This window comes from Ruegeria sp. C12 (genome assembly GCF_056537745.1).
This window is the reverse complement of sequence record NZ_JBQFSA010000010.1, coordinates 58,804-84,289: the sequence shown is the minus strand read 5'-3', so window position 1 is coordinate 84,289 and position 25,486 is coordinate 58,804. Positions and strand designations below refer to the sequence as shown.

Below are 25,486 nucleotides of genomic sequence, written 5' to 3'. Positions count from 1 at the left end.
GGCCTGTCCCAAGTGATCACCCATCAGCCAAATCGGTACTCCAGAGTAGGACCTACCTCTCGATGCTTCTGGATTGATCCTTGCTACGATCATGTGCGCGATCCTGTGACCTCACTTGGGTCTGCATCTCACCAATCTTAGGGAAACCAGACAGGACGGTATGTATACGGGTTAGGGCAATCTGTTGATCCGGGGCACTTCTTTGTTTGAGACCCGGGTCCGCGGCGACACCTTCCCTGATCATCCCCTCGCCGCGGCCATAGCGATCTGAGAGCGACTTCCTAAAGGATTGCACTTCCTGGATCGCTGCGCTGTCTTTGAGCAGCACCTTCATCTCATCCACCTTGGCTTCCCCCTTGGGCAGCTTGGATACAGCATCAACCCGGGCGAGGAAGTGCTGGGCATTTTCCGAAAGATCCGGCAATGGCTTTGCTTTCGCCGTCCGCATAGCGTCGTGATTTTTTGTGATTTCCCTCTCGGCGCGACCGGCCGCCTCAATCACCTTACCTGCTTGGACCGCCATTTGAGGAACCCACTCGAGCGCATTGCGACGCTCCGCATTCGCCATACCGAGACGGGTCGCACCTTTCAGCTCACCAAATGACGCCGGTTTGCGTTCGACCTCAGAGGTTACAGCATCCGCGTTCCCGAGCTCCGCGTATCGGGCCGCTATCGCGGCGGCGGCAGCATCGCCATTGGTGTAAATGCGACCAGCCACGTCGGATGCGGTGGCCATCGTCGGGCCAATCATCTTGCTTGCGATTGCGCGATCTCTCAATTCCCTTTCTGGGAGCGGTGGCAGTTCGGGCATCGCTTCGATGAGGGGCCTTTGCGCGGGTCTTTGGTCTTCTGGCATCGCTGTCCTCGCTTGCCGTTCGGGTTCGATGGGTCGGGCTGTTGTCATGAGAGGCTGCAGTCTGGCTAGGGTCTCAGCCCATTGAGCTGCGAAGATCGCGTCCCAGTTTTCCCGGGCGAACGTCGACCAAACTTCCGGTTGGCCACGCAGAATTGCGGCATCCTCCTTTGGCTGATGGGACCCATGGGTCAGGATCGCGTCGCCGCTGATCTGCCGGCGAATGCGCTCATTGAAACTGCGCAGCTCGGCGGCGGACCCGGCCATGTTAAGCTCGTAGTGAGCGCTGCGTTTAAAGCCTCGCGCTTTGCGTCCTTTTAGAGTTTCTGAGGCCAGGTCATGGGACAGCCGCGACATGGATTGGCTGAGCTGCGGCGTCAGTTCGGGGGGCGATGACGGCACACGCAAGGCCGGCGCGGGCGCTGCGTGACGCACGCGGATGGCCTCGTCGCGCAGGGTATGGTCCGGCGCGGCTTTGCGAAGCTTTTCAAAAGCGGCCGCCAAACTGTCAAAGCGCTCGCGCAAATAAGCAAGATTCGATTTGACGAAATCGGAGAGAACTTGGCTTGTCGGAAAGCCGCGCCGCTCAGCAAATCCACGGACCACATCCTGGTAGTCATAAGTTTGTCGATAAAGCGCGGTGGAATCCTGCAGCCGGTCGCGGGTCATCTGCTCGACCATCTCACCTGAGCTGCGGAATTCCTCGTGAGACGCATAGAGCCGCACATCATCGCGGTGGCGGGTCAGCGCGACATAGGAAAGCTGCGCGTCCATGGTTGGCGAGAGATAAACAAAACTCTGGTCAACCGTATTGCCCTGTTCTTTGTGGATTGTCCGGGCATAGCCGTGGTCGATGTGGTTGTACTCATTGGCCCGAATGGTGATCGGATCCGCATGGCCGTCGACCAATATATCGAGCCTGTTGCGGTCCGCTTTGGTGACAGTTCCGGTCGATCCGTTAAACACATCGAGGCTGCGTTCGTTCTTGAGGAAGAGCACGCGATCCCCGTTGGAGAAATCCCGCTTGCCCCTTTCGGCTGCAAAACTCTGATCCTCACCAAGCGCCCCTGCCCGCTTCAAGGACTCCCGCGCCTCGACATTGAGTGCGATCACGTCCTTGTTGCGATGTGCCATGATGGTGACGTCGGCACCTGCCTGATGGAGTGGTATCCAATCGGCGATGAGGGAGGAGCGCGCATCCTCTGACGTATCAGCCCAGGCAAACTTGTCATGCGCCATATAGGCATCAACACCCGCATCGGCGTCGCCCGACCCGAAGGCAATCGCGGCGTCCCGCATCCAGGGCTCAGACTGACGCACAACGCTGTCGAGTTCCGAATACCCCGTCACGTCCACAAACGCCCGGAAGGCGGCACCGGCCTGGATGGGCTGCAATTGCCGCGCATCACCAAGGACAATCATACGCGCGCCGGCCTCATCAAGGACCCTCGTAATTCTCTCCATTTGGCTTGAGGACACCATGCCAGCTTCGTCCATGATGAAAACGGTCCCTGCATCGGGCAGCATCCGATCACGCGCCCATTGGTGCTCCCAGGAGGCCAGTGTCCGCGACTGAACGCCTGATTCCGCGCGCAGATTATCCGCAGCAATTCCGGCCAAAGCACCCCCAATCACAGTGTGGCCTTGCGCCTCCAATGCCATACGCGTCGCATCAATTGCGGTCGACTTACCCGCCCCTGCATAGCCCACCAGCGCAGCTGCACCCTGTTCGCCGGTCAGATTGCGCACCACCATCTTCTGCTGATCGTTAAGGGCAAAGCCGCGCTTATGCTCGAACGCCTCAAAGGCCTGCCCCAGAACCTTCTGTGAGAGATTTGCCCCCGGTTTCTGAGCAATCCCTTGGATGTTCTGCACCATCTGGTGCTCCAGCTCGACCATGGTTTTGGTCGAGAACAAAGCATCGCTGGTCTCGTCTCCCGTGAAGGGATCAAAGGCCGGCGCAGCGATTGGAACAAGCTCCTCATGGGCGCCAACACGATAGTAAAGCGCCTGAAACTCGGCCGCAGAACACTCTGTCCTGTGGATCTCCCGAGCGATGTCATGCTTGGTGAACACCGCCTTCTGCGTTGTGATCTTCTGCAGGACGAGGCTCGGGTCTTCTGTATAGCGCTCATAGTTTTCCCGCGCGGCGGTGCGCGCTTTCTCCGCCAATTCTGAGGCTTCACCTCGCGCGTCCATATTGTCTGCCGCCGGCCCCCGATGGGTCGACGGCACCGCATCGATGCCCATCTCCTCAAAAGACCGGTGGTCCACCCGAATGTCGTGACCATGCTTTGCCAGGTGGTGGTTTTGGATGTCCGCCCAAGCCTCACGCATCTCCTTGAGGCGCTCCATGCCGCCCGTAAATTGCGTGTAGCGGATCTTGCCTTCGAACCCACGCAAGGGTGCACCATCGCCATCCAAGACCGGTACACGTTTCGCTCCAAACCCATTGTCGGTTAGCGGTCGCGGCGACGTCATCACATGCACATGAGGATTTCCGTCCATGTCGTGATAGGCCCAATCGGCGACGATCCCATGCGCGCTCAATTCCCGTGACACAAAATCCCGGACCAACTCTATGTTCTGATCTGTGGTCAATTCGTTTGGAAGCGCCAGAACAATCTCGCGCATCAATTGCGCATCCCGCCGCGCCTCAAATGTCTCTACCGCGTTCCAGAAATAGGCGCTGGTTTCAGCCACCGTATGGCTTTCAGCAAAATCAGATATCCAGGATGGTGCCTCTTTTGGTAACGCAAACTCGGAGTGGACGTTGCCACCTTTTCGGGAGTAGTCGATCTCCTCGGATGTCTCTTCCCGCTCCATCTTAGCGCAATGACGATAGGCGGCCGCGGCCACAGCAGACCGCCCGGACCCTTTTCCAATGATCTGCGCCGACAGATGGTAAATCGCCACCGCGCTTTCTCCTCTTTGGCCTGCTTTGGCCAAATCACAACGCGCAACCAGTCCCGCAATCGCTGACCAGACCGCTCAATTCGCCCAAAACGGCCCTTCCTCGGGCCGCACCTGTCGCATGCGACGTATAAGTGCGCCGTTGTTTTCAACTCCTATCGCATATATATCGCTATATGTAAACGATATAATCTGGTATAGTCATTGCGACATCCTGAGTGGAGCCGCCCACCCCAACCGGAAAGGAGATGACCGAGATGGCACGCAAATCGAAATCTGTTGCCGACATCGACAAAGAAATCGCAGCACTTCAGGCGCAACGAGAAGAGGCCTTGGAAAGCCGTGCGGTGCAGATCGGTAAGATCGCGGCCAAAGCCGAACTCAACATGCTTGATATCTCGGATGCGGAGTTGTTGAGGGAGTTCAAGGCGATTGCAGAACGATTTCGCGCACCTCCCAAAGCCTCTATTCCTGCTTCAAATTCAGGCCAAGCGCGCGCGAGCGGAGCAGAGAATGCGACAAGCTAAGCACGCAGAAAGACGGGTTGAAACACGTAGACGTTTGGAACTGGGGGAAGCAGTTGAAGCCGCCGGCGCTGCGCATTTGAGCCGCAACGACATCATAGAGGCTTTGTCATCTTATCTCGAAACCAGCTTTCCCGAGCGCGCGTCAAGGACAACCTCAGACAAATCTTACGGCGCGCTTAGGCAGCGATCGGAACGAATATCATGATCCGCAAGCCTGAAGAACCAAACTACGGGCTGATCATCTGTCTTGTGCTTGGAGGTGGCGCAGCGGCGCCCCTCTTTTGTTGGTACGGCTTCTCTCATTTGTCTTACGATACGCCAGAGGGCGCGCCCATCCCCATTCAATGGGACTACGTGAAAGCATGCCTCAATCCGTTTGATCAGGCGTACTGCCGTACGATTAGAGAGGCCATGAGTGCAGGCTCGGCCGAACAATTTTATCTCAGTGTGACAACATTTGCGGCATTGGCGATGCTCGCAATTGGTGCCTTTGTCTACCTCGTTTGGGAGTGGGGATTGAGAGTTAGACCGCTCATCGTCAAGACAGGTCTTTCGGTCGCCGGAGAGAAAGAACTGGGTCAAGCGTCACGCGCAGAGATCAAAAAGGACGTGGCCGGGCTGCCATGGTTTGGTCCGTTTCAGCTAAGCCGATTGCGTGAGGTGAACCACTTCTTGATCTATGGCGCGATTGGTGGCGGCAAAACACAAACGATCCTACCGCTGCTGCGATCCGTGATGGAGCGGGGTGACAAAGTGGTGATCTTTGACTTCAAAGGTGACTACACTCGCATGGCGTATTCCAAGCCGAAAGGCAAAACCGAGCTTGCGGAGCCGCTCATCCTGGCACCGCATGATGATAGGTCGGTGATCTGGGATGTTGCCAATGATCTGGTGGTTGAAGAAGACGCGATCGAAGTGGCGAACCGCATCATTCCAGAGAGCAAAGATCGGTTCTTTTCAGATTCAGCACGCACAATCCTGGCACTTTGTATGATCACATTGATGAAGACAAAGCCGCGGCAATGGACCTGGTGGGAGCTTATGGAAACGACCCAGATGCCCCTCGATACATTGCAGGGGTTTGCCAAGCGCTATCACCGGGACGCGATGATCTATCTCAATGCGGACTACCGACAGGTGGCGGCGACCATATCGACAATGGCCGCTGGATTGGGGGCTGTGCGGATGTTGGCCTATGGCTGGCGCAAGGAACAGAACCAACGGCAGAGCTTCTCTTTGAGGCAATGGCTGCTTGATGAAGAGACGCCGCACCGAACGTTGATCCTGCAGCGCTCGGGGCGGTTTCAGGATCAGTCCGAGGGGTGGATTTCGGCGTTTCTGACGGTGATGTCTTCGTCGGTGTCCGACATTTCTTTTGGGGAAAGCAAGGAGCGTCGCGTGTGGTTATTTGTCGATGAATTCGCTCAGCTTCCCAAAGTTCATCGGTTTGAAGCGATGCTGGAAACCGGTCGATCCAAGGGTCTGGCCGTCGTTCTCGGGATTCAGGGATTGGAGCAACTGGTTGCCAAGTACTCGCAGCAGGTTGCCGATCAAATTGAATCCCTGATCGGTACAAAAGTGATCGCCAAGATCAATGTTGGGCAAACTGCGCGACGCCTCGAGGATCAGTTCGGCAACTCAATCCTGATCACTCATCGACGCGATACGGATGGTTCGGGTCGTCTGAAATGGATCCGGGATGAAAAGCGTGAACCTGCAATGCATCGAACTGATTTTCAGACTGAGCTCGGCCCCCTGCTACACAAACGGGGCGTATATGTCTTGGTCAGTGGGATCGGACGATACATCTATCGGGTTATGGTGCCCTACTCCAAGAGCAAGGAGCTCCGGGTCGCGGAACGCGCGGCGGGATGGACGTTACGGTTACGAGAGATATTTGACGATGAAGACGCAATTGCGCATCAAGAGGAGATCACAGCTCAAGAAGAAATGCGATTTGGCGAGATCGAGAGGGGCGACAAAGGGTTAGAAATTGATCGGTAGTTTTGTGCCAAGCGCGCGGGGGCGTTGCTTTTAGACACCCTGAACGTCAGCTGGCATAACAGGTCAGTCGCTAGAAGGTGAAGATGCCGTTGTTCTTCGGATTGGGCTTTAAGACCTTGCCGTCGTCACCAAGTTTAATCGCAACTTTAGGGTCGACGGAATAAAGTCCGTTACGGTTATGCTGCTTGAGAAGACCGGTATCGTAGAATCTTGAGCGCCATCGCTGTACAGTTGTCCACGACGTTCCCACGCGCATCGCACTGTCCTCGAGTGTTCCGATATAACCTGATCCCTGGATGTCTTGACAGATATCAGCGAGAACGCGGCAGGCGCTGTTTTCGCGGGCTTTTCTGTAATGTGTTTTTACCTGTTTGAAGAGATCAGCGTTGATTCCGAGTTGTCCTGGTTTGAGGTCTGAGGCTTTAGGCGGGCCGTCGAAAAACTTCACATAGGCGTCGTCGAACAAATCTCTGGGATCGAATTGCATGGCTATTATTAACTCGCTGTGACTTCCTTTGATCCGCTCCGCCGATGTGATTGTCGAGTCAAGAACCCGGTGGACGATAGCGTGAATATATCGTGATACTTCGATTGTGTCATCTGGCTTCGTGGAGAGCCGACGGATATGGCCGTCAGCTCTCCGGTGATGGCCTAGGCGGCCATCTGGGAGGATCCTGTTTGCGGCTCTCGCGCGGACCATAGCATCAGATGGGTCACGCCATCGTCTCCGATCTCGTCGAGGGCAATGACGTTGGCATAGATAGCCATACCGCCGAGTTCGGGCGCTGCCAGTTTGACCGACAGGTACTCGTTGCCAGTCGTTTCCGATGTCTTCGACCAAGCGGCGCCGATTTCGTAGTCGCCATTTGCGAAGACGCGGTAGTCGGGCTGTTCGCCATGGGCTTTGGCGTTCGGGACAACAGTGATGCGGGTGCGAACAGCCATTGTGGCGAGCGTGCCGGTGAAGATGCCTTTTTCGTTTTTGGTGAGGGATGCAAGTTTGTTGCTCATGGGTCAGTTCCTTTCAAATGTTGTCAGGATCCATTTTCCTGATGGCACTGGAAAAGCATGGGGAGAGCCGAGAAAACGCAACGAGAAAGACCCGAATGGAGCGGCCCGCAGGGCACAGCCCGAGGACACGGGAGGGGCTTTCGACATTGCGTTTTGGAGCGCCCATGCCCAGTGGCGCCGATCAGGAATATGGGCCAGACAGTCGCTCAAGTGAAAGGAGGAGACGCCCTGAGCATTTGCCCTGCCCTACCCATTGACGAACAAGGGTTCGCCGGGACCCTACTGTTGGCATTGAGATGTCCCTTGGATCGAATTTGTCGCGGCAAAGCGCGTTGAAAAGGCGCGGCCCGGGTTCGTGATGGCGACGAGCGCGTCGGCTACGGTGGGTGTGACGCCGACGACTGGGCGATGGACCCGGTCAAACTACTCGGCTGGAACCGGACCCTCGATATGTTTATGCAGAATATCGAACTGCGTGATGACGAGGTCAACGGTTCGGCGTTTTGCCTTTTTGTCATCGGTATAAGAGCTTGTGCGAACGAACCCTTGGAAATGAACCAGATCACCGGGAGCAAGGGATGCCTCAAGCTGCGTTCTCAGGGTCTGCTTGAAACAAACGACGGTGTTCCAACAGGGCGTGGTGGTGGAGCCATGATCAATGGTGAAGCGCTCGAGCTCATGAACGACCGTAATGACCAGGGCTTGCTCGTAGGGCTTTAGCGAGCCAATGCGTACATTCGCGGTCCATGTGAAGGAGCCTGGCATCATCCACACCATCTTGGTAGTTGGTCGTCTCCGAAACGATCGGCAAGGCCATCTTTGAGGAGAAGGTCACCGACCATTCCGACGCGCGTTTCGACACTGACGAGGCTGCGGCCGTAATCGTCTTGACCATGCCGGGTAATGGTGAGGATGCCTGTCGAAACCAGCTCCAGCAGACGATATTTTGCTTTGGTCGCAAGATGTCTCTCGCGGGCACAGGCGCCGTCCATTTCTGGGGTATCGACACCAAGAAGGCGCATTTTTTCACCTTGGAACCAAAATGTATCGCCGTCGACGATACATGTGATGCGTTTTTCATGAGGCTGACAGACACGCCAGATCGTCTCAGGCGTTGCGACTTGAGGACTTGCCCAGACAAGAAGGGCCGTGAACGCTAACGTACCGGTTCGGCCGTAAAGTCGTTGAGAAACTGCCATTCGATCAGCATGCCATCCTTGTGGTAAGCGGCAACGACAAGCGCATCTTTGCCGTAGTATGAGACGATGGTTTCGACATATTCGAGCAGACTTTTGCGGAAATGGGGATCATCGTGTCGAACCGGAAATCTCTCGGCCCCGATGATCGCGTGGTCTTTAAGTGCGATGAGGTGCCACCCTCTGTCGCGTATGTCGAAGGTGTTGATTTCGTCGGTGGTGAGCTTTGTGTTGCGAAGTGGCGATGCTTTGGTGGTATCAATTGGGATTGCCTTTCGCGCGTGCGGACTGACAGTTTGCTGGCGCAAACGAAGACGATTGGAGAGCAGAAGCAAGAGATCGTCAAATCTCTCCTCATCAAGCGCCTTGATCAAACTGTCTCTGAAAGAAAGTACTGTCTTACCGCCAGAATGAGGGAGGTTTTTCATCATCTCTATACCGCTATATATAGCGGTATTTTGTAGACCAATGTGGCGGTAAAGTGAAGCAGCATAAACAGATTGTGGTAGAAAATCGCCTATCGACATTCGCTTCAAGATTGCAGTTGCCGCATGTCGAGATCTGTTTGCCGACAACGGTTTGATCATTTGTAGATCAGCGACCCGTTTCGCCAAGGAGGTTCACGATCAACTGCGAAGAGATTCCATCAGCGTTGCGAGTCCGTGACCTCGATCTTGAAAACAATCGAAGAGTTCATCTTCGATGTAGATGCGCAGGGTTGCGTCGGAGAGGCGAAGATCGTTCTTCTTGAGAAACGCTGCCAACTGAACGAATGCCTTATTTGCATCTCCGCGCGCGAGCGATTGCTGCAATATGCTTCCCTCTTCGGGCGTTAAAAGTGTTCTTTGTCCCACGTCGCGACCTCCCTACGAACGAGGCCAAACGCCCAAAGCCGGGCGTTAGAAACCTTCCTCAGGAAAGGCGCGGACGCCTTTAGGCGAAAGCACCCTGGACATAGCGAACGCCACCCGGCCGCAACTTAGTGGGCCGTCTGGTTCCTGAAGGGAGGTTTCTAAGCCTCACGCTTCCTGCCGGAAACGCAGGCTGAATATGTCGCGCAATGGAGAAAAACGCAATCGCGAGTGAGAAACAATGTTGGAAAATAGCAAGAAAATATTGTGATATTTGTGCGCTATATCAACTTTCCATGCAGTGGTTACGCGTGAGCGATCGTTACCGAATGGCGAAGACCAACCGGAGCCTGCGCAGGATGGGCTTCGGGAGCGCAGCGAGTAGAGCGCGGCCGGTACGGCGCGCCCAAAGACCGAAACGTGACCTTCCTTAAAACTGTTAACTGCGCGAGAAAATGCAGGGATCAGCATATCAAACGAGCGAGCGGCTCAGGGAGGACCTGAGTTAGGTCGTTTTTGAGGTGAATGCGGGAAACCCGAGCGAGAACCGGATTTAGAATAGAACTGGTTGAGGGGTCAGAAGCGAAGCTGGCTCAGAGAGCCAGATCCGTATTGAGGGCTGCGTAGTATCGATGGCGTGCTTTGATCGCCTCTTGCGCGAGGGTCTCGAGCTCTTCAAGACCGGCGCCAGCAAAATGCGCCGCCTCGAGAAGTTCCTGGGTTCGATCTGCATCGCGCTCCGCCGCGTTGAGACGGGCTTGAAAGCTGGTCTGATCGATTGAGGCCTCCGAGAGGAGGTGGTGGCCAATAGGCCACCAATTTCTCCGTCTCATTGCGCGTCACGCTTGAAGGCGAGGACGTCGAAGGACTGGCCGATGAGTGAGGTCTGGTAGAGCTTGTCGCCGTCTTTTTCATAGGCGTTGGATTGAATGGTTCCTTCGAAGATGACGAGGTTGCCTTTCTGCCCGACTTTGGCGTTTGAAATGCGTTTGCGCAGGCCGGGGTGGAAAATTGTGACGGTGTTCCAGTCTGTCTCTGTGACCCATTCCTCGTCGCGTTTGACCTGGCGGTCAGAGGCAACGGAGATGTGGGTGACTGTTTCGTGCGCGTTGATGTTGCCGATGCGGCCGATGATGCGGAAGGTTGCGTAGTTGATCATGTCTGTCTCCTTGGTTCTTCGTGTTTCGATGGGTCGTGCCAAGGCAGAGTGTTCTCAGACGGCACAATCACCGGAAGCCACGGGTGGTGCGGCCCGCAGGAAACGAACGCAGAGAGGACCCGAGGACACGGGAGTGGCTGGAGCAGCGGAGCTGTTTAGTGATTTTGCCGAATGAGGTTCTCTGCCACGTCCCATCCCTCAAGAAACACAGGGGGCAAGGAGTCAGGCTAGGGCAAACGCTTCGCACGACTATATCGGCGACCGGCTATCATCCAAGTGAAACAGGTTTTTTGAGTATGCCTCATCCGACCACGGATCAGTCTTGGGCAATGGGCACGCAGACGAATGCCGGAACTGGCACCGTCCTTTCCTAAGTCGCAAAAGAAAAAGGCAATAAAGGGCTATTGCTGAAAGGCAATCTTGTCATCCGGTCCGATGACCCATTCTCATCGTGTATCGAATTGTGTCAGCTTGGAACCAGACTCTCGATTTTGCCAGGCAATATGGCCAATGGCATCGACTATTCCGACATTTGGGCCGAGATTGGGTGACGTTCATTGTAGTATCATGAACGTTCACGCTTGGCCGCGCGCGCGTCGTTGAAGCCAGTTAAAGGGCGAAACCACGATCACTAGTTGTAACGTCTTGAATTTTCCGTACTTTTGCCACTTCACTTGGATCTATCTTAACCAGGTGAGTAGAACACTGGAGCGACGAAATATGTCGGCGATTGATGATAATACCTTGGAGCTTTGGCTCAAGTTAGACAGAACGAATTTGTCGCCGGAGCTGGCCGAGCTCGATGCACTTCTTTCTCGCACGCTTGTGCCAGCAGTTTTTCTTTCGAAGACACCAAATATGCAATCCGAAGGCTCTCCGGGCTGCTGGTTGGGTGGTTGCCCAAAATTGCCAGAATATATCGATTGGCCATGGGTGTTTGATGGCGAGGATCCTAAGTACCCAATGAGTTTTTTTGGGCAGTTTGATCTTGCGCAACTGCCAAAGAGCGCTTTCCAGCGTGGATTACCGGAAAGCGGGGCATTGTACTTTTTTGCAAGTTATGTCGAGGACGTGGAGAATAGGAAATCCTCTGTTATTTACGTTGAGGACGATGTTGCAGACGTTGCACTAAGAACGCCACCTAGAATGCCTGAAACACTTCAGAGTATTTCTGAAATGCTCTGGTGGGCTAGAAATCCCAGGGCGTCTTTTGATCAATGCCCGGTGGAACTAGTCGAGTATCAAGCTATCGACCCGAATGCGTTGCTGACTGAAAACGAAAACACTGACCATGCTGCATATGAAATCGCCTGTCGTGCATACGTATTGCAATGCAAACAGCTGCAAAACACTATAATTGCCCGTCAGAACTCAACTAACCGACTTTCAAATTGGTTCAGAAGACAGAATGGGAAACCAACAACCGCACAAGATAGCATGCACCGGCTGTTGAGCGGTGTCACAGGCTACGAAACGGTGGGAACCCCCGACCAAGGCGTTGTCAGACTACTGACCATTGATCATGATCCGAGCTGGGGCTTTGAGTACGCCAGCGGTTCACTCGCATTCTTCATAAGAGCTGAAGACTTGGCGCAGCAGAGGTTTAGCGACGCCTTCGCTGTTCAAGAATAATCATGCGTCAAATCCGGATCAACTCAGTCGGGCCGGCCTCCCGGGGCAAAGAACGGCAAAAGATGGCCATGACACATATGTCGGTGAGCATGAAGACGAGAACAATGAATTGGGCAAACTATTGGATCAGCCGGATTCAAAAACTTAGCCAGGAAAGCGACCAGCACCGGACCTTAGAGGCCCGGCTGTGATGGCTGGTCGAGCAATGCTGGGTACGTACGATATCGGGTGACCGTGCTATGCTAATCGTGGAATGACGGCGCGACGGTTTGTTGTCTCGCACAAAGGTGAGATAGAGGATTGCCCGATGGCAGGACTTTAGTTCAGTCCGCAATTAAGTGCTTACTACTTTGTAAGCGGAATACGGAATATAGCATCTCGACCCCAAGTTGCTGTCATCAATGCATCTTGATCAGGTGTCACGACAAGACCCACCGGACTGGAAAAGCCGTCCGCAATAACTTTTGAACCTCCGCTCAAGAGTATTTCTCGTACGGTAGTCCCACCGTAGTCGACAACAAAAATGCGCCCGCTTTGGGTCATGGTAATGCCGGGGCCGGGTGTTCGAAAATCCTGGCCAGCCTCGATGCGACTGCCGTCTGGATTCAAAATTGTGACGCCGCGTGTGGCTCCCTGGCGGCGCTATCTGGTCGATGCTCTGAAACAATAGATCGCAGTAAACGATTTTTCTTTCTTCATTGTAGTTGTAAGCTGCGTTTCATCCTTAGGAAGGTGAAAAATTTTGTCTACAGACCTATCATCAACAATAGCATCGCGTTTGGCGGAAATCAGATCCGCCCGTGGGGAAACTCTCGATTCTCTGTCTAATAAGTCTGGTGTCAGCAAAGGGATGATATCCCGAATCGAACGCAAGGAAGTTGGAGTTTCTGTGGAAACGCTAGGCAAGATTTCGGAAGCTCTAGGTGTTGGCATTTCAGATCTGTTGCAGCTTGATGAGCGTAAGAAGTTTTTCCTACACGCCCCTGAACAGCAGCCCGTCATTGAGGATGTCGAACGTGGTTTTGTCAGGCGAACACTATCCCCGACGTTTGAGAGCAGGAGCATTGAGTTTGTTCACAACACACTCGAACCTCAATCCGAGACGCCGATCTTTCCCGCGCATCGCCCCGGTATTGAAGAACATATCTTCGTTCTACAGGGCGTATTGACCGGTTTTCTCGGAGATCAGACGGTTGAGGTCCGGGAGGGTGAATGTCTTTACTATGACGCAAGTGTTTCGCATGCTTTTCGCAACGACACCGATCTGCCCGTGACCTGGATATTGGTCATGAGTTCTGGCGCTTTGGGCCTGAAAACCTAGCTTACATCGCCAAAAAATTTGCCGACTACGACGCTTCTCGCAGGTGGCCGATGTGAGGCTCACCCGGTTCGTCAGATCTGATCACATGAGCCGAATAGAGTGCCAAACCCGTGAAACACAGTCCGCCGATCAGGTTGCCGAGCACGGTCGGTATTTCGTTCCATACCAAATAATCAATGAATGAATAGTCACCGCCGAGCATGAGGCCAGCCGGGAACAAGAACATGTTGACCACAGAATGTTCGAAAGTCATGGCGAAAAAGACCATGATGGGCATCCACATTGCGATCACTTTCCCGCCAACGGTGTTTGATATCATGGCACCCACCACACCGGTTGACACCATCCAATTGCACATTGCGCCCCGAACGAAGATGGTCAGCATACCAGCTGCGCCAAATTCAGCATAGCCGATGGTTCGTTGCCGTCCGATATCCATCAGTTTTTCGCCAACGGCATTCGGTTCAACAGCGAATCCTACTGTCAATACGACACTCATCATCAGAGCGACGGTAACGGCGCCCGCGAAATTTCCGAGAAACACCAGACCCCAGTTCCGAAATATTCGGGGCCAGGTCACGCCCGGGCGCCTGTCGACCCGGGCAAGAGGTGTCAGTACAAACACCCCGGTCAGAAGATCGTAGCCCAGCAGATAGAGCATGCAAAACCCGACAGGGAACAGAATAGCACCGAAAATCGCGCTTCCAGTCTGGACGGTTACCGTCACTGCAAAGGCTGCAGCAAGGGCCAAGATCGCTCCGGCCATATAGGCCCGTATCAGAGTTGGCATTGTTTTCATGTGTACTTTCTCAGCACCGGCATCGACCATCTTTTCAACAAATTCTCTGGGAGGGGAATAAGACATGACTAAGTTCCTAAACTGAAGTTCCAAAAGCGACGAAACATGCAAATGCCGCCCCGATGATCACGGCACCAAGAACCACATACGCAAACATTTTTCGAGTGAGATCACCCTCAATAGTTTTGTCGGAGAGGGTGGCAGCGGCTAGGGCGATACGTGCTGGCGACCCCATGGTTCCGTAGGATGCAGACGCATTCTGTGCGCCGGCGACCAACTTCTCCGATAACCCGATATTGCCAGCAATTTCGACCTGCATTGGCATGAACATGGCGTTTCCGCCTGAGTTTGATCCAGTTAACCACCCACCCAGAGCACCCAGGATAGGAACCAGCAGCACATATGCTGAACCCATGTGGGTTCCCAGTTCTGCGATCTGGGCGACCATTCCCGAAACGATCATGATCTGAGACAGCAGAATGAAGAAGAAGATCGTCAAACCGGCGGGGATGAATTGTTTGACGGTTTGCCGCAAGGTAGAATTTATGGCGCTCCAAGAAACATGATTGACCAGCACGGCCAAAACCACCGAGGCGAGTACGAATGTCCCCGGCATGTAAAGGAGTGGGTAAGCAAATCCACTGCCGAGAATGTCGACATTCCAGAATTTCGAAAGCGGAACCTGGATTGCCGGGATGATCCGCGTAACCACTAGTGCGAGGATGAGGAACAAGTAAGGTAAACAAGCGCGCATCGCACCTTCGACGCGGAACGCACGGGCTTCATGTGCAATCTTGGGCGACATCACGTCATAGAGCACAACAGTCGCAATTACGAACAGACATGACAGTGAGCCGGCAACTTCGATGCCGACATAGCCTGCGAGGTAGTAGTCTCCGATCGCCTTAACAAGCCCGGCAAGAATTGCGGGTAGTGCAAACCGACGAGCGCTGTCAGTACCGAAGGCCACCATCAGAGAAACCACTGCGAACAGCGCGGGCAGTGGTGCGGAAAGAAGTAGGGACACCTGGCCAACATCATTCTGCGGGATTTCTGCCAGTTGGGCACCAATCATCGTGCCAACCCCTAACGCGCCCAAGGGCACACTGATCTGACTGAGCAATACGAGTATCCCCGCTTTCAAGCTTGAAAACCCAAGTGCCATCAACAATGGCGCGACGAGCAAAACACTGACACCAAATCCGCTGATAGCTTCCAGAAACGGAGAAACGCCGATCACCAGGGCGACGACTTGCAGCTCCTTGGAACCCATCAGGCTCGTCAGGAGGTCGACGATTTTTTCGAGATTCCCGGTAACGGACTGAAATTTGTACAGAAGCAGACCGGGGAAAAGCACGGTTAACACGCCAAACGAAATACCCACCGCGCGTCGCATCGCGTCGGCGTTGGTTTGAACGATCTGGTCAAGATCCCCGATGATCAATGCGGCAAAGATGAGGGCGACCAGCGCTGAAATCAAGCTAGCCCGGAGACCTGTTTGCTTAAGTCCGAGCAACAGGACAAAAGGCAATATCAAAGGGACTGGTGCGAAATAGGTCATAGTGTCTCCGGAGTGTTTTATTCGAAACTGGCGGCAAGGTTTGCCGCCAGTTTCTTAGTGGCTATGCGACTTAACTAGGCGGCCTGTGCGGCGTGTGATTTCTCGCTCGCGCTGCGCCCCCTATTCTCAAACAGAGTGGACGTTGCTGCGAACAGGGCCTGCACAATAGTCTCGGGACTGGTCGATGCGTAGTCCAGGCCAACGGGTGCCAGATGCTTGCTGAGCCATTTCATCGACTCCCAATCCGTTGTCAGTTCGCCCGCCAACCCCCAGAGATGTTTCTGATCGGTGCCGAGGCCGAGCTGTGTCGATCGTTGCAAAGCGCCTTGCATGGCTTTGCCCACGATGGGCGCATATACATGTTTGAAGGGGCTGGCCGGGAAGATGCCTTTTTCAACATATCCTGGGATAAGATACTTCGGCGCGTCGCCGCGGTTCATGTTCAGGCATGCGGTCGTGAAGTCATTAGACCCGATCAAACCACCGTTCACCTTGAAGGTATTCCCCTTCTGCGAGAGAATTTCTTCAAGTGCGATGAAGGCACCGCCTGTTTCCAGCATGGATGCAACTCCCATGATTGGAGCTGCCTCGGCCGACCCGAAGATATCTGCCGCAATCGGTTCCAACGCCTCAATGAAAATCTTGGCCTCTTCTGGAAGTGTGAGGGTCGCAAGCAGGAACCGAACGTCGGTCGGAATCCCGGCATCATGTGCTTTTTTCAAAGCTGTCAGGACGGTTCGCAGCCAGAGTTCCAGGAGATCGGGGCGGATGGAGAAGAGGCGGATGCCACGACAGCCATGATAGACCTCTTTTTCGCCAGATATCCGGGAAAACTCCTTTGAGACAATTGCGGCGTCGAGCCCCTGCCTCTGGCAAAACGCCTCAATGTCGAAGGTGTCTGGCAGAAACTTGCTGAACGGCATGCAGAGTGTGCGAATAACGCAGGTGTCACCAGGTTGAGCACAGAAGATCGAGTAATACTTTGCGCCATGTCGTTCTTTGTAATCGGTCACGGCCTGCTCATAGCGCTCACCCGTTGTACAATCTGGACCGAGAAGAATAATGCGCAGCATGTCGATATCTTCCGGGTCGGTCCACATCCGTTCGTCGCGTAGCAGTCCGACGCCATAGTTGAGCCCGTTATCGACAATCTGGCACTTGCCATTTTCCATCCAAACCGTTGAGGCGAGAAGCTTCGCTTTCACAACGCAACTGGTGTTGTGCACATTGACCAAAACATCCAGCGGGGTTCGATCAACTGCGAAATCTCTGAGTTTCTGGAAGCCTGCAAACAGGTCGTTGTTGGTCAATTTCGAAAGCTTTGCGGCGATGCCTTCAAAGTATTTGGTGTCTGATATTTTCTTCCACGCCCGTTCAGACCCAAATTCTCGCTCGGATTCTGCGTATGCCTGGGCCAGCAATGTATATACATCATCAATGTCTGAGCGTCGCATGGGCCGGTTGCCAGAAAATACTTTGCCTTCGCCACAGGCCAAAGAGATCGGGCTGCCTTCGGCAATTGTTAGCTGGCTCCCATCCGATGCGTCGAGAGTGATCCACCGTTTCTTGCTTTTTATTGTCCAGGATGTGCCATCAGAGCGTTGAAACGTCAGCTCCACTTCGTCCGGGGATTCATGGTATTCAACGGGGACTGAAATGATCGTCGGTTTCCCTTCCGAAACCGATTGAACAGGTGAGAACGTGGTTTTCCCCGGGTTGTTGGTGAAAAACGCGGACGAGTGCTTGATGGCTTGGAAGTCATCAATGTCACCCTCTGCTACTGAGTAAATGTATCCAGTCGATCCGTCTGAATCGTTGTTTTCATTAATCGCCTTGGCGACCCCTTTGCTCAGCACCAAGTGACCGGCAACATCCCCTTCGAGGATGCTCTCACCCAGTGCGAAGGCTTGGTCATCGTCGTCTTCGAAGCGAGAAAAAATAAGTCGTGCAACGTCTTCGTTGGAAATGGTTGAGAAAATGCTTTCGGCAACGACAGAACCGTTTGCCAGCGCCTCAAGGTTCATAGGTAAATCATGGGTTTGCATTGATTTGCTCCATCTATTGCTTGTTGAAGTTTGTCGTTTTCAAAACGTGTTAATGCCTTGGAGATTCCACGAGCGACGTCAGGGGGCACGCTGGTTAATGGCAACCGACACTCTGGTGAGCATAGGCCAAGCAGGTGCATGGCGTGTTTGACAGCCGTCGGATTTGCTGCGCGCCCTAACTGCTCCACGAGCGGCCGCATCCGCATGAACGTTGCTTCGGCCTCGGAGAAGTTTCCATTTTCAAAATGGCTATGGGCGACGGCGCAAAGCTCCGGTAACAGATTGGCCACTACCGAAATAGTTCCGCACGCACCGGCTGAGAGCATTTCAAGCGAGGCAACATCGTCACCGCAGAAAATTGCAAACGACGGATCGGCCTGTGCGGCGATCTCTCCGATGCGATGGGCATTTTGAGCTGCTTCCTTCAGGCCAGCAATAGTGCCGCGCTTTGAAAGTTCGATAATCGCCGAACTGCTCAAGTTGGTGCCGGTGCGGCTGGGAATATTGTATAGCACTAGCGGGATCGTGATAGTTTCCGCAACCGCTTGATAGTGAAGAAGAACACCATCCTCTTCCGGCTTCACGTAGTATGGTGTTGACATGAGAAGCGCATCAGCGCCCGCCGCTTCTGCCTCAACAGCAGCTTGTACAGCCTGCCGGGTCGAGGCCGCCGAGATCCCGGCGATTAAGGTTGAATCTACACCGATGGCCTTCTTTGTGGCTTCTAACAGTTTGTTCCGTTCTGCATCCGAAAGCGACGTACCTTCACCCGTACTGCCTGCCACTACAATTGCTTGGGCATGGGTCGCGGCGCGTTTGGCAAGTGTGGCGGCTGTTGCGAAATCCACCCCGTCATTTGTCAAGGGCGTCACGATGGCCGGGATGGGACCTGAAATCTTTATTTGTTGAGGCATTTGCGTACAATCTTTCGGCGAGTTAACTGTAATATACTATACGCAACAAGATTCGAAAATACGAAACTCTAGCCTTGGCGGAAGATTGCCCGTCAGCGTTTGCGAGGTTTGCACGATCAACAGACATTGAATTGAGGCGAAAACAAAAGTCCCTCCACATTCAGTATGTGGGCCAGCGGGATTTGGACGATCCGAACGCCCCTAGCGGTCAGGGCGAGGGCGCTGCCCTCTCCCTCAGGCAACTCTTTTAGTCTGAACCGTGTCCTCGCGCGCTGCGGGCCTCACCACCTCAGTTCAATAGCATTGCCTCGCCCTCTACCCTATTTGTAAGAACGAGAATCTTGTTCTAAGGCTGGTAGGAGATCGATTGCGCGCTCATAGACTACCCAATCACATGTTTCTCCATGCCGATCATAGGCCGCGCGTGCGCGGTAATTGTCTTCGGACGTCATCCAGGTCACGAGATCGGAACCCGCCTCTGCCGCTTGATGGAACACGTGATTGAGCAGCGCATCGACGACACCCCCACCTCGGGCGCGGACTATTACAAAAACATCCTCAATGTGAATCCCGGTCGAAGCAGTCAATGCGCGCTCAAAGGAACGGAAATGGACAAATCCGATGAGACCTCCTTGGGGATCCGCAGCGACGGAACACCTGGTCTGGTGTTGCGAGTCGAGAACCCAGGACCAAAGACGATCAACGGTATCGGGGCTGAGCGTGGTCTCGCTCTCGGCCCCGTATTCCGCCAGCAGCCGACGCCATTGCGTCTCGTCCTCGGGGGTTGCTTGCCTGATACTGAATGTGCGGGACATCAGGAAGCAGCCCCTGAACCCGCCCAGTGAATAGATGGTGCGGCATTGCTCTTGGTGAGGCGCGTTAAGGCCCTCTCGGTCTCCGAATAGTTCAGGACAAAGGACACCGGATCGTTCAGATTCCGGACAGAACCTGCGGGTCTCTGAACGACCGAAATCTCCGATCCCATGGATTCGACTATCTGACCATCCTGCCAGACCGTCTCACGGTTCTCACTCAAAACCTGGCTTCCCACATCCACAACGAGGCGTTCAAAGTCGTCAAGGGAACGTTCCGCATGTTGCAAAACTCTGGCATTTAACCGCGCCGTTCGTTCCAACCCGAAGGATGAGCGTTGTCCAGGTATTGTTCCTGTGGTCAAAGCTTCGCCAATCCTGATTTCTGCCAGATAGCAGGACGGCACCCTAATCTCGCCGAGGACCGGCAAAAGAACCGAGCCGCCAAGCGACAAAATGGGTTCGGTGGCGAGTTTTGAGAGGATAGCCCAGTCCGATAGCCGTTCGAATATTGCGGTAAGCTCGGCCAACTGTGGAGCGGCCTCAACAACGCAGCCGTAGTTCAGCTGAAACCCGCGGATCACAGTGCGCCCGCCGAACCTGTGCGTAATCTCTTCGATGAAGCCAGGCACATCGCGAATATCTAGGCCTTCTCGGTTTTCAGATGTCTTGAGAACAAGCATGACCTCTGGGTGATCATACCGTCGATGCGCTTCTGCGATGCCGGGAAGCGATACCTCGCTCACGCGGCGCACGTAGGTCAACTCAGGACAGACCGCGGCCTGTCCTGGGTAAAGTGTGGCGATATCGGCGTGCTTGGACGTCGCGTCAAACGCACCAACTGAATGACCGATGGTTAGAGGCAAGCGTTTAATCGAACTCAGATGGTGCACAATATTTGGATCAGCATACCCGCCTTTGAGAACCGCGCGCAATTCGAACTGACACGCGTTTGCGATGGACAGAACGACTTTAGCGTTGTGTGCAAGGGCATTAAGATCGTAAATCAACCCATAATCGCATGCGCCGGGCTCTGAATTGAAGGCCAATACATTTGTCATTGGGCCAACCTTGTCGATATTGCTTGGGGCGAAAATGAATTTGAGGATTGCAGTTGAAAGCTGGCATGGATGATACTCAGGACATCGTGTTTCTCGATCGCGAGGGCGAGCGGGAAACGCTGCTTGCGTCGTTGCCGCCTGTCGCGACGGCGCCGGAACTGCTGATCATCCTGGGGCCCACTGGTGTCGGTAAGTCCTCTCTCACCGGATTTGTCACCAAACAAATCCAAATGTCTGTGCCGGTCGCGCTTGTCGATCCTTATTTGCGCGGCGGGGACCGGGACCCGCATCGTGCCTATGAGGGATATTTCCTGCAGCACTGCGTCGCAGCCGTTTCCGAACAAATCAAGGTGGCGAAACCGGGTTTTGAAACGTTTGAGAGTTTCGTCAGAAACCGCGGTTGGAAGAACCTTAAAGGCTTTGATGTTAAAGGAACTGCACGGGATGCGGTGAGCCCGCACAAGCTCGTCGGCCGTGCCATCGATGCGACCGAGCGGGTCACAGGTCGGGGCAGCTTTTCTCCTGAGGTTCTCCTCAAGAGCGATGATCGGTTCGCGATCGAAGTGTGTGCCGAGTATTTTCGCCAAGCTGCCGACGCGTTTGACTTTGTCCTGGTCGTTCAGGAGGCGCAGCATTGCGACACGACCAGTTTGCGACACATCCTGCAATGCTTGAGCGAAGGTGGTCGCTTCTTTCCCCTGCTTGAGTACACAACCGAAGATCAAACGTTTCAAAAACGCCATCAAGCGCAAATCGAACAGTTCAGCGAACCGAAGATCTGGCATATCGATGTGTTGCCCTGGCCCTATGTTGCCGAACTTCTCGAACGGCACGGACAGCATGATCAGGACGTGATTGGTGAGTTTCGCGCCAAATGGGACGGTAATCTGCGTACCGTCTCGGATCTGCAATATCGCGTGGCTTTCGGAACCGGCAACTTTCCAACAAACCCCACTCAGGCGATTCCACACGATGCCGTTCAAGCTATCAGCGAACGGATGTCGGCACTCGGGCGTGCGGAACGATTTGTTCTCGCGCTGCTGAAAGAGCATAACGAACCGATTTCTCGCGAGGTTTTTGATGCCCTCTGGCAGACGATCGATCCGGCCCGCGGCCTGCCGCTGCGTTTGCCCGACGCCCTTGCGGGCCTTTCCGAGAGTTTTCTTTCTGTCTCCAGCACGCAAATCGGCCTCAATAATGACGATGTCGCCACCGCGATCAGCCAACTGCCCGATGCCGCACTCTATAGTGGCGACGCCCGGCGGTTGCTGCTTAATCACTACAATGACGCCGCGCGCGCTGCTGATGAAGGCAGCATCAGCCGCGCTATCTCTACACGCCATGCGACGCGCCTCGCCGCCCTTATTCCCGATCCGGTTCTCCTTGAAGAGCTGCTCGAACGGCTCGATGGCGAGATCGAAGCCAAAGGCGATCCAACGCTCTATGTCGATCAGGTCATCGCCAGTTTGCGGGACACCGCTGATCTTGGACCCGGAGAGCGCCGATCGCTTGCCGAATGGGCAGCGCGTCATGCTTATCGATCCAGTAATTTCGACCTCGCTCTTAAAGCGATTGAGATCGGCCAACTCGTTGGACCGATGTGGGACTGTGTCCGCGCCCACAGCCTGATTGAGGAGATTCGGGAACCTGAAGCCCGTGAGATTGCCTCGGTGTTGCGCGCCGATCTCCCCTACCCCGATGCCGATCTCGTCAGCGATCTTATTTTGGGAAATCTTGATCTTGTGGAAGACAATCTTGAGACCTGCGCCCGACGCCTGGAAAGTGCGGCCAAGGTTGCCAAGCGCCGCAACAGCCTTTTGCTTGGCCATATCTACCGGCTTTTGGAAAGCGCAGTTTCTACCGAAGCGGCCATTGACTATTGCAAAAGAAGTGCGCGCGTTTACGTGCAAGCCGGTCTCGAGCGGTCCGCAGCGCAATCTCGCATTACGGTCACACGCCATCTTGCCCGACGCGGAGAGATCGATTCTGCCAAGGCCATGCTTGATGCCGCCAGCGAAAGCCTCAGGGACACCGCTAGTTCGCGCCAGTTTTTTCTCAACAACCAGGCCGCAGTGGAATTGCTCGATGAGGGGCCTGATTTTGAAAAAGCGGAAGCCCAATTGCGAAGCGCGCTCTTGTTGAGCCGCGACAAATTCAGCGACCTGACAATCCTGCAAAATCTTGCCATTGCGATCTGGCAAGGACGCGGCGCGCGCGCCGCCCTTGGGACCATCGAACAGGCGCTGAGCATTATCCGAGTGGTTGACGCAACTACCAGCCTTCTGGCGGACACTGTGGGTCACACGGCGTTTGTCATATTGAAAGACGCTGGCGACGCCGAGGCTGCCCGCAAAGTGCTTGTGCATGTTCGCGATGTCTTTGGAATCGATATAGAAGGCAGTGTCTATTGGTCCTGGCGCTTCGGGTTGAGCGACGCCCGTCCCGATATCTACGCACCGGAGATTATGGAAAAGCCCTACCATCCCAGTTTCCTCAGCCAGTGGCAGTTGGATTGGGAAGTCGTGCGCGCGCTGTTTCCACAATAGCGCCGATGACCTCGTGGTAGGCCCAGCCTTCGTTGACAAACCCCTGGCTCAGTTGGCCGCCTTCGCCAAGCCAGGCGTCCGGTGTGGCTTCCAAAAAATGCAAGCGCCCTTTCGTCAGGCGCCCATCCAACCGGATGTAACCAAAGGGGCCGAGAGCTGTCAGAAATCGGATGAGCGCGCGACAGTCATCGGGATGCAGCTCGCCGTCAATGGACACGACGCGACGAGGCAGATGTCCGTGATATTTCTCCTGGGCATCCCATACGCGCGTTTCGAAGTAATCCGGTGAACCTTCAACGATAACTTCATTGAAGGAGGCATAGAGGCCCTCTTGGGCTTGAATGGCGGCAAAGGATACTTCGCGACCTGAGACGAATTCTTCCACCATCACAGCCGCGTCAAGCTCGGCAAAAAGCGCCTCGGCCGTCATGCGCAGTTCGATCGCGTTCTGGGCGATGCTGCTTTGGCTGATTCCGATTGAAGAGCCTTCGGCCGAGGGCTTTACGATGACCGGAAATGCCCAGTCGCCGAGATGGCGCAGGTCCGCAGCTCTATGATACTCACGTGCACGCGGTGTATTGAGCCCTGCCTCTCGCGCAAGCGCCTTACCGGCCATTTTGCTGTGGCAGATCCCCTGCCCGTAGGCGTCGAGACCGACATAGGGAATGCCATGAGCCTCGCAAATCGCCGGCGCCCAGGTGGTACGGCTGCGATGGACCTCACCGCCATAGGTCGACAGGACAATATGGCGTTGAGACTTAGCAATATCTTGTGTCAAATCAGCGGGATGCTGCATGTGAACTGCGGTGTATCCGGCCTTGCGCAGGCCGTTCAGAACTTCATCACGTGTCTCTGGTGTGGTTTTCTCCAGATCACGACGGTTTGCAAAGGACGAATTGCGTTTTGTAGGATCAATCATATCTGCAAGGAAGATCACGCCGTCGACATCGAGCGGCTTCAGCGTCCTTGGAGGAGATTGAAGAATATTGCACATGTTGTACAACATAGACGACATTCGCTAAAATAGCAAGTTACTGTCAACACTGTCTAATAGCGCCATACTTGCGATGTTGTCCTTTCTGTACTAAGATGCCCGTTATGACTGTCGAGGAAACCAAAGTCACAATCAGCAAAAAGATGGGCGAGCGCATTCGCCGTCTTGAAGATGATGCGTTCAATTTGGTCCTCGAATTGGTCGATCAGCTTTCCGAAGATTTAGATGCGTTCAGCCGCGAGCACAAAACCGCGCTTTCGGCCATCACCCGCGTCCACCCCTATGCTTTCGTCTGCGTCCGCAAGACGCCGACCTCCAAGCATTGGGTCGTTGTTGAGATCTTCGAGGACGGCGACCCAGACGGGCTGCCTCCTGGCGGCGGTCGGTTTGCTGGTCGTTGGGCAACGCCTGCCGGCAACGTGTTCCCGGTATTGCCGGACGCGTTGCGGCAGCTCTTTGCTAACGCCAAGGATCTGGAAGAAGAGCCCGTCCGTCCGAACAGGCAGACTTGGATATTAATACTGCCGGGCACCCACGTTATTTCTGAGTTTGAATTAACGGGTAATAGTTATGTTGATACAGGAATAGAGTTTGAAATAGCCCAAATTAATTCTTCTGAGAATTTACAAAGTGATTTCGAGATTGCTTTTGTAAGAACTGAGAGATTTATTACGGGCCTTGAAATTCGCTCCGCCGAGATACGCAATTGCGATCCGACGGCCAGCGCAACCGCGGACATCACGCCGGAGCTTTCGCTGATGCCGCCTGCAATAAAGATCATGCTCAAAGACAATCTTCCGCATGATCACCAATAAAACGAAGAGAGCTTTGAATGGCCAAACCAAAACCAAATCGCTCGGTGCGAAGTGGCACAGAGACTATTGTTTTTCCGACGACCGAGGGACGTCGTCGGTTTCCTGACTTCATCCAAGATTCCTATGGCAGAAAGACGATTACCGGCTTTGACCGGTATGGGCGATTTCTCGGAGCGATTGTGCCGCCAGAGGCCGTATTTCTTCTTGCCGAGGATGACGCGGAAGTTGATGAATTCGCAAAACATCGCATTCGCGAATGCGCGCGTCAGCTCTTAAGAGAGCTCGATGGCCGCGATGAGGAGCTGGAAGGCAGCGTATCAACTGGCGATCTCCGCTCAGAACGCGCTCGGCAAAAGAACCCCAACTGACCCTGCAAACCGTTGAGCCGCCACGACTGGGGTTCAACTGCGGTTTCGGCGTTATGCGCTCCACAACCGCTCTTGCGGCTTCGATCAATTTTGCTGGCCAAAAA

Annotated in this window: 24 protein-coding genes; 9 read left to right on the top strand and 15 right to left on the bottom strand. The window is 54.5% G+C overall.

Annotated elements, in window-relative coordinates:
• Positions 1-52: 52 nt before the first annotated feature.
• On the bottom strand, positions 53-3,769 hold the full coding sequence (traA, locus tag ACR0C9_RS18835; RefSeq protein WP_480781720.1) for a Ti-type conjugative transfer relaxase TraA: 3,717 nt from the start codon (positions 3,767-3,769) through the stop codon (positions 53-55).
• A 254-nt stretch (positions 3,770-4,023) separates the two neighbouring features.
• Between traA and ACR0C9_RS18830 the strand changes: the two genes are divergently transcribed.
• From ACR0C9_RS18830 to ACR0C9_RS18820, 3 genes are read left to right on the top strand one after another with little or no spacing between them, the layout of a single operon-like run.
• Positions 4,024-4,293 (top strand): TraC family protein, encoded by a 270-nt coding sequence (locus ACR0C9_RS18830; RefSeq protein WP_480781719.1) that lies wholly within the window; start codon positions 4,024-4,026, stop codon positions 4,291-4,293.
• Positions 4,280-4,498 carry a conjugal transfer protein TraD gene (gene traD / locus ACR0C9_RS18825; RefSeq protein ID WP_480781718.1) on the top strand — a complete coding sequence of 73 codons (219 nt, stop codon included), beginning with the start codon at positions 4,280-4,282 and terminating at the stop codon, positions 4,496-4,498. The genes ACR0C9_RS18830 and traD overlap by 14 nt, the downstream gene beginning before the upstream one ends.
• The gene (locus ACR0C9_RS18820; protein ID WP_480781717.1) at positions 4,495-6,297 is read left to right on the top strand and encodes a type IV secretion system DNA-binding domain-containing protein; all 1,803 of its coding nucleotides are present in this window, start codon (positions 4,495-4,497) and stop codon (positions 6,295-6,297) included. Before traD ends, ACR0C9_RS18820 begins: the two co-directional genes overlap by 4 nt.
• 70 nt (positions 6,298-6,367) lie before the next feature.
• On the opposite strand, the gene ACR0C9_RS18815 is transcribed toward ACR0C9_RS18820, so the two are convergent.
• The 6 genes from ACR0C9_RS18815 to ACR0C9_RS18790 form a co-directional block, all read right to left on the bottom strand.
• Entirely contained in the window at positions 6,368-6,784 is a 417-nt protein-coding gene (locus ACR0C9_RS18815) for a hypothetical protein (protein WP_480781716.1), read from the bottom strand.
• A 164-nt stretch (positions 6,785-6,948) separates the two neighbouring features.
• Complete coding sequence (locus ACR0C9_RS18810) at positions 6,949-7,308, bottom strand: DUF736 domain-containing protein (RefSeq protein ID WP_480781715.1); 360 nt, start codon at positions 7,306-7,308, stop codon at positions 6,949-6,951.
• Between the two features lie 423 nt (positions 7,309-7,731).
• Positions 7,732-8,073, bottom strand: a complete 342-nt coding sequence (locus ACR0C9_RS18805) for a single-stranded DNA-binding protein (protein ID WP_480781823.1) — start codon at positions 8,071-8,073, stop codon at positions 7,732-7,734.
• Complete coding sequence (locus tag ACR0C9_RS18800) at positions 8,073-8,507, bottom strand: thermonuclease family protein (protein ID WP_480781714.1); 435 nt, start codon at positions 8,505-8,507, stop codon at positions 8,073-8,075. The genes ACR0C9_RS18805 and ACR0C9_RS18800 overlap by 1 nt, the downstream gene beginning before the upstream one ends.
• Positions 8,465-9,091 carry a hypothetical protein gene (locus ACR0C9_RS18795; RefSeq protein WP_480781713.1) on the bottom strand — a complete coding sequence of 209 codons (627 nt, stop codon included), beginning with the start codon at positions 9,089-9,091 and terminating at the stop codon, positions 8,465-8,467. Before ACR0C9_RS18795 ends, ACR0C9_RS18800 begins: the two co-directional genes overlap by 43 nt.
• A 39-nt stretch (positions 9,092-9,130) precedes the next feature.
• On the bottom strand, positions 9,131-9,358 hold the full coding sequence (locus ACR0C9_RS18790) for a hypothetical protein (RefSeq protein WP_480781712.1): 228 nt from the start codon (positions 9,356-9,358) through the stop codon (positions 9,131-9,133).
• Between the two features lie 650 nt (positions 9,359-10,008).
• Here ACR0C9_RS18790 and ACR0C9_RS18785 point away from each other — a divergent pair.
• The gene (locus tag ACR0C9_RS18785) at positions 10,009-10,137 is read left to right on the top strand and encodes a hypothetical protein (protein ID WP_480781711.1); all 129 of its coding nucleotides are present in this window, start codon (positions 10,009-10,011) and stop codon (positions 10,135-10,137) included.
• Between the two features lie 47 nt (positions 10,138-10,184).
• Here ACR0C9_RS18785 and ACR0C9_RS18780 read toward each other — a convergent pair whose 3' ends face one another.
• On the bottom strand, positions 10,185-10,514 hold the full coding sequence (locus ACR0C9_RS18780; RefSeq protein ID WP_480781710.1) for a single-stranded DNA-binding protein: 330 nt from the start codon (positions 10,512-10,514) through the stop codon (positions 10,185-10,187).
• Between the two features lie 720 nt (positions 10,515-11,234).
• Between ACR0C9_RS18780 and ACR0C9_RS18775 the strand changes: the two genes are divergently transcribed.
• Positions 11,235-12,146: a DUF1963 domain-containing protein gene (locus ACR0C9_RS18775; RefSeq protein WP_480781709.1), complete on the top strand. Its 912-nt coding sequence runs from the start codon at positions 11,235-11,237 to the stop codon at positions 12,144-12,146.
• A gap of 778 nt (positions 12,147-12,924) precedes the next feature.
• Positions 12,925-13,467 carry a helix-turn-helix domain-containing protein gene (locus ACR0C9_RS18770; RefSeq protein ID WP_480781708.1) on the top strand — a complete coding sequence of 181 codons (543 nt, stop codon included), beginning with the start codon at positions 12,925-12,927 and terminating at the stop codon, positions 13,465-13,467.
• 25 nt (positions 13,468-13,492) lie between these two features.
• Here the strand turns inward: ACR0C9_RS18770 and ACR0C9_RS18765 are convergent, their stop codons facing one another.
• From ACR0C9_RS18765 to ACR0C9_RS18740, 6 genes are all read right to left on the bottom strand, one after another.
• Positions 13,493-14,332, bottom strand: a complete 840-nt coding sequence (locus tag ACR0C9_RS18765) for a formate/nitrite transporter family protein (RefSeq protein WP_480781707.1) — start codon at positions 14,330-14,332, stop codon at positions 13,493-13,495.
• A gap of 10 nt (positions 14,333-14,342) precedes the next feature.
• Positions 14,343-15,827: an L-lactate permease gene (locus ACR0C9_RS18760; protein WP_480781706.1), complete on the bottom strand. Its 1,485-nt coding sequence runs from the start codon at positions 15,825-15,827 to the stop codon at positions 14,343-14,345.
• Positions 15,828-15,901: 74 nt separating this feature from the next.
• A complete protein-coding gene (locus tag ACR0C9_RS18755; RefSeq protein WP_480781705.1) occupies positions 15,902-17,872 on the bottom strand; it encodes a putative PEP-binding protein in 1,971 nt (656 codons plus the stop codon).
• A complete protein-coding gene (dapA, locus tag ACR0C9_RS18750; protein WP_480781704.1) occupies positions 17,848-18,786 on the bottom strand; it encodes a 4-hydroxy-tetrahydrodipicolinate synthase in 939 nt (312 codons plus the stop codon). The genes ACR0C9_RS18755 and dapA overlap by 25 nt, the downstream gene beginning before the upstream one ends.
• Positions 18,787-19,106: 320 nt before the next feature.
• Positions 19,107-19,601 carry an N-acetyltransferase family protein gene (locus ACR0C9_RS18745; RefSeq protein ID WP_480781703.1) on the bottom strand — a complete coding sequence of 165 codons (495 nt, stop codon included), beginning with the start codon at positions 19,599-19,601 and terminating at the stop codon, positions 19,107-19,109.
• The gene (locus ACR0C9_RS18740) at positions 19,601-20,659 is read right to left on the bottom strand and encodes a hypothetical protein (RefSeq protein WP_480781702.1); all 1,059 of its coding nucleotides are present in this window, start codon (positions 20,657-20,659) and stop codon (positions 19,601-19,603) included. Before ACR0C9_RS18740 ends, ACR0C9_RS18745 begins: the two co-directional genes overlap by 1 nt.
• Before the next feature lie 65 nt (positions 20,660-20,724).
• On the opposite strand from ACR0C9_RS18740, the gene ACR0C9_RS18735 reads away from it, so the two are divergent.
• The gene (locus tag ACR0C9_RS18735) at positions 20,725-23,205 is read left to right on the top strand and encodes a hypothetical protein (RefSeq protein ID WP_480781701.1); all 2,481 of its coding nucleotides are present in this window, start codon (positions 20,725-20,727) and stop codon (positions 23,203-23,205) included.
• On the opposite strand, the gene ACR0C9_RS18730 is transcribed toward ACR0C9_RS18735, so the two are convergent.
• Positions 23,153-24,211, bottom strand: a complete 1,059-nt coding sequence (locus ACR0C9_RS18730; RefSeq protein WP_480781700.1) for a D-alanine--D-alanine ligase family protein — start codon at positions 24,209-24,211, stop codon at positions 23,153-23,155. The genes ACR0C9_RS18735 and ACR0C9_RS18730 overlap by 53 nt on opposite strands.
• Before the next feature lie 92 nt (positions 24,212-24,303).
• Here ACR0C9_RS18730 and ACR0C9_RS18725 point away from each other — a divergent pair, with 92 nt between their 5' ends.
• Together ACR0C9_RS18725 and ACR0C9_RS18720 are read left to right on the top strand one after the other, a co-directional pair.
• The gene (locus tag ACR0C9_RS18725) at positions 24,304-25,014 is read left to right on the top strand and encodes a hypothetical protein (RefSeq protein ID WP_480781699.1); all 711 of its coding nucleotides are present in this window, start codon (positions 24,304-24,306) and stop codon (positions 25,012-25,014) included.
• A gap of 17 nt (positions 25,015-25,031) precedes the next feature.
• On the top strand, positions 25,032-25,382 hold the full coding sequence (locus tag ACR0C9_RS18720) for a hypothetical protein (protein WP_480781698.1): 351 nt from the start codon (positions 25,032-25,034) through the stop codon (positions 25,380-25,382).
• Positions 25,383-25,486 lie beyond the last annotated feature (104 nt).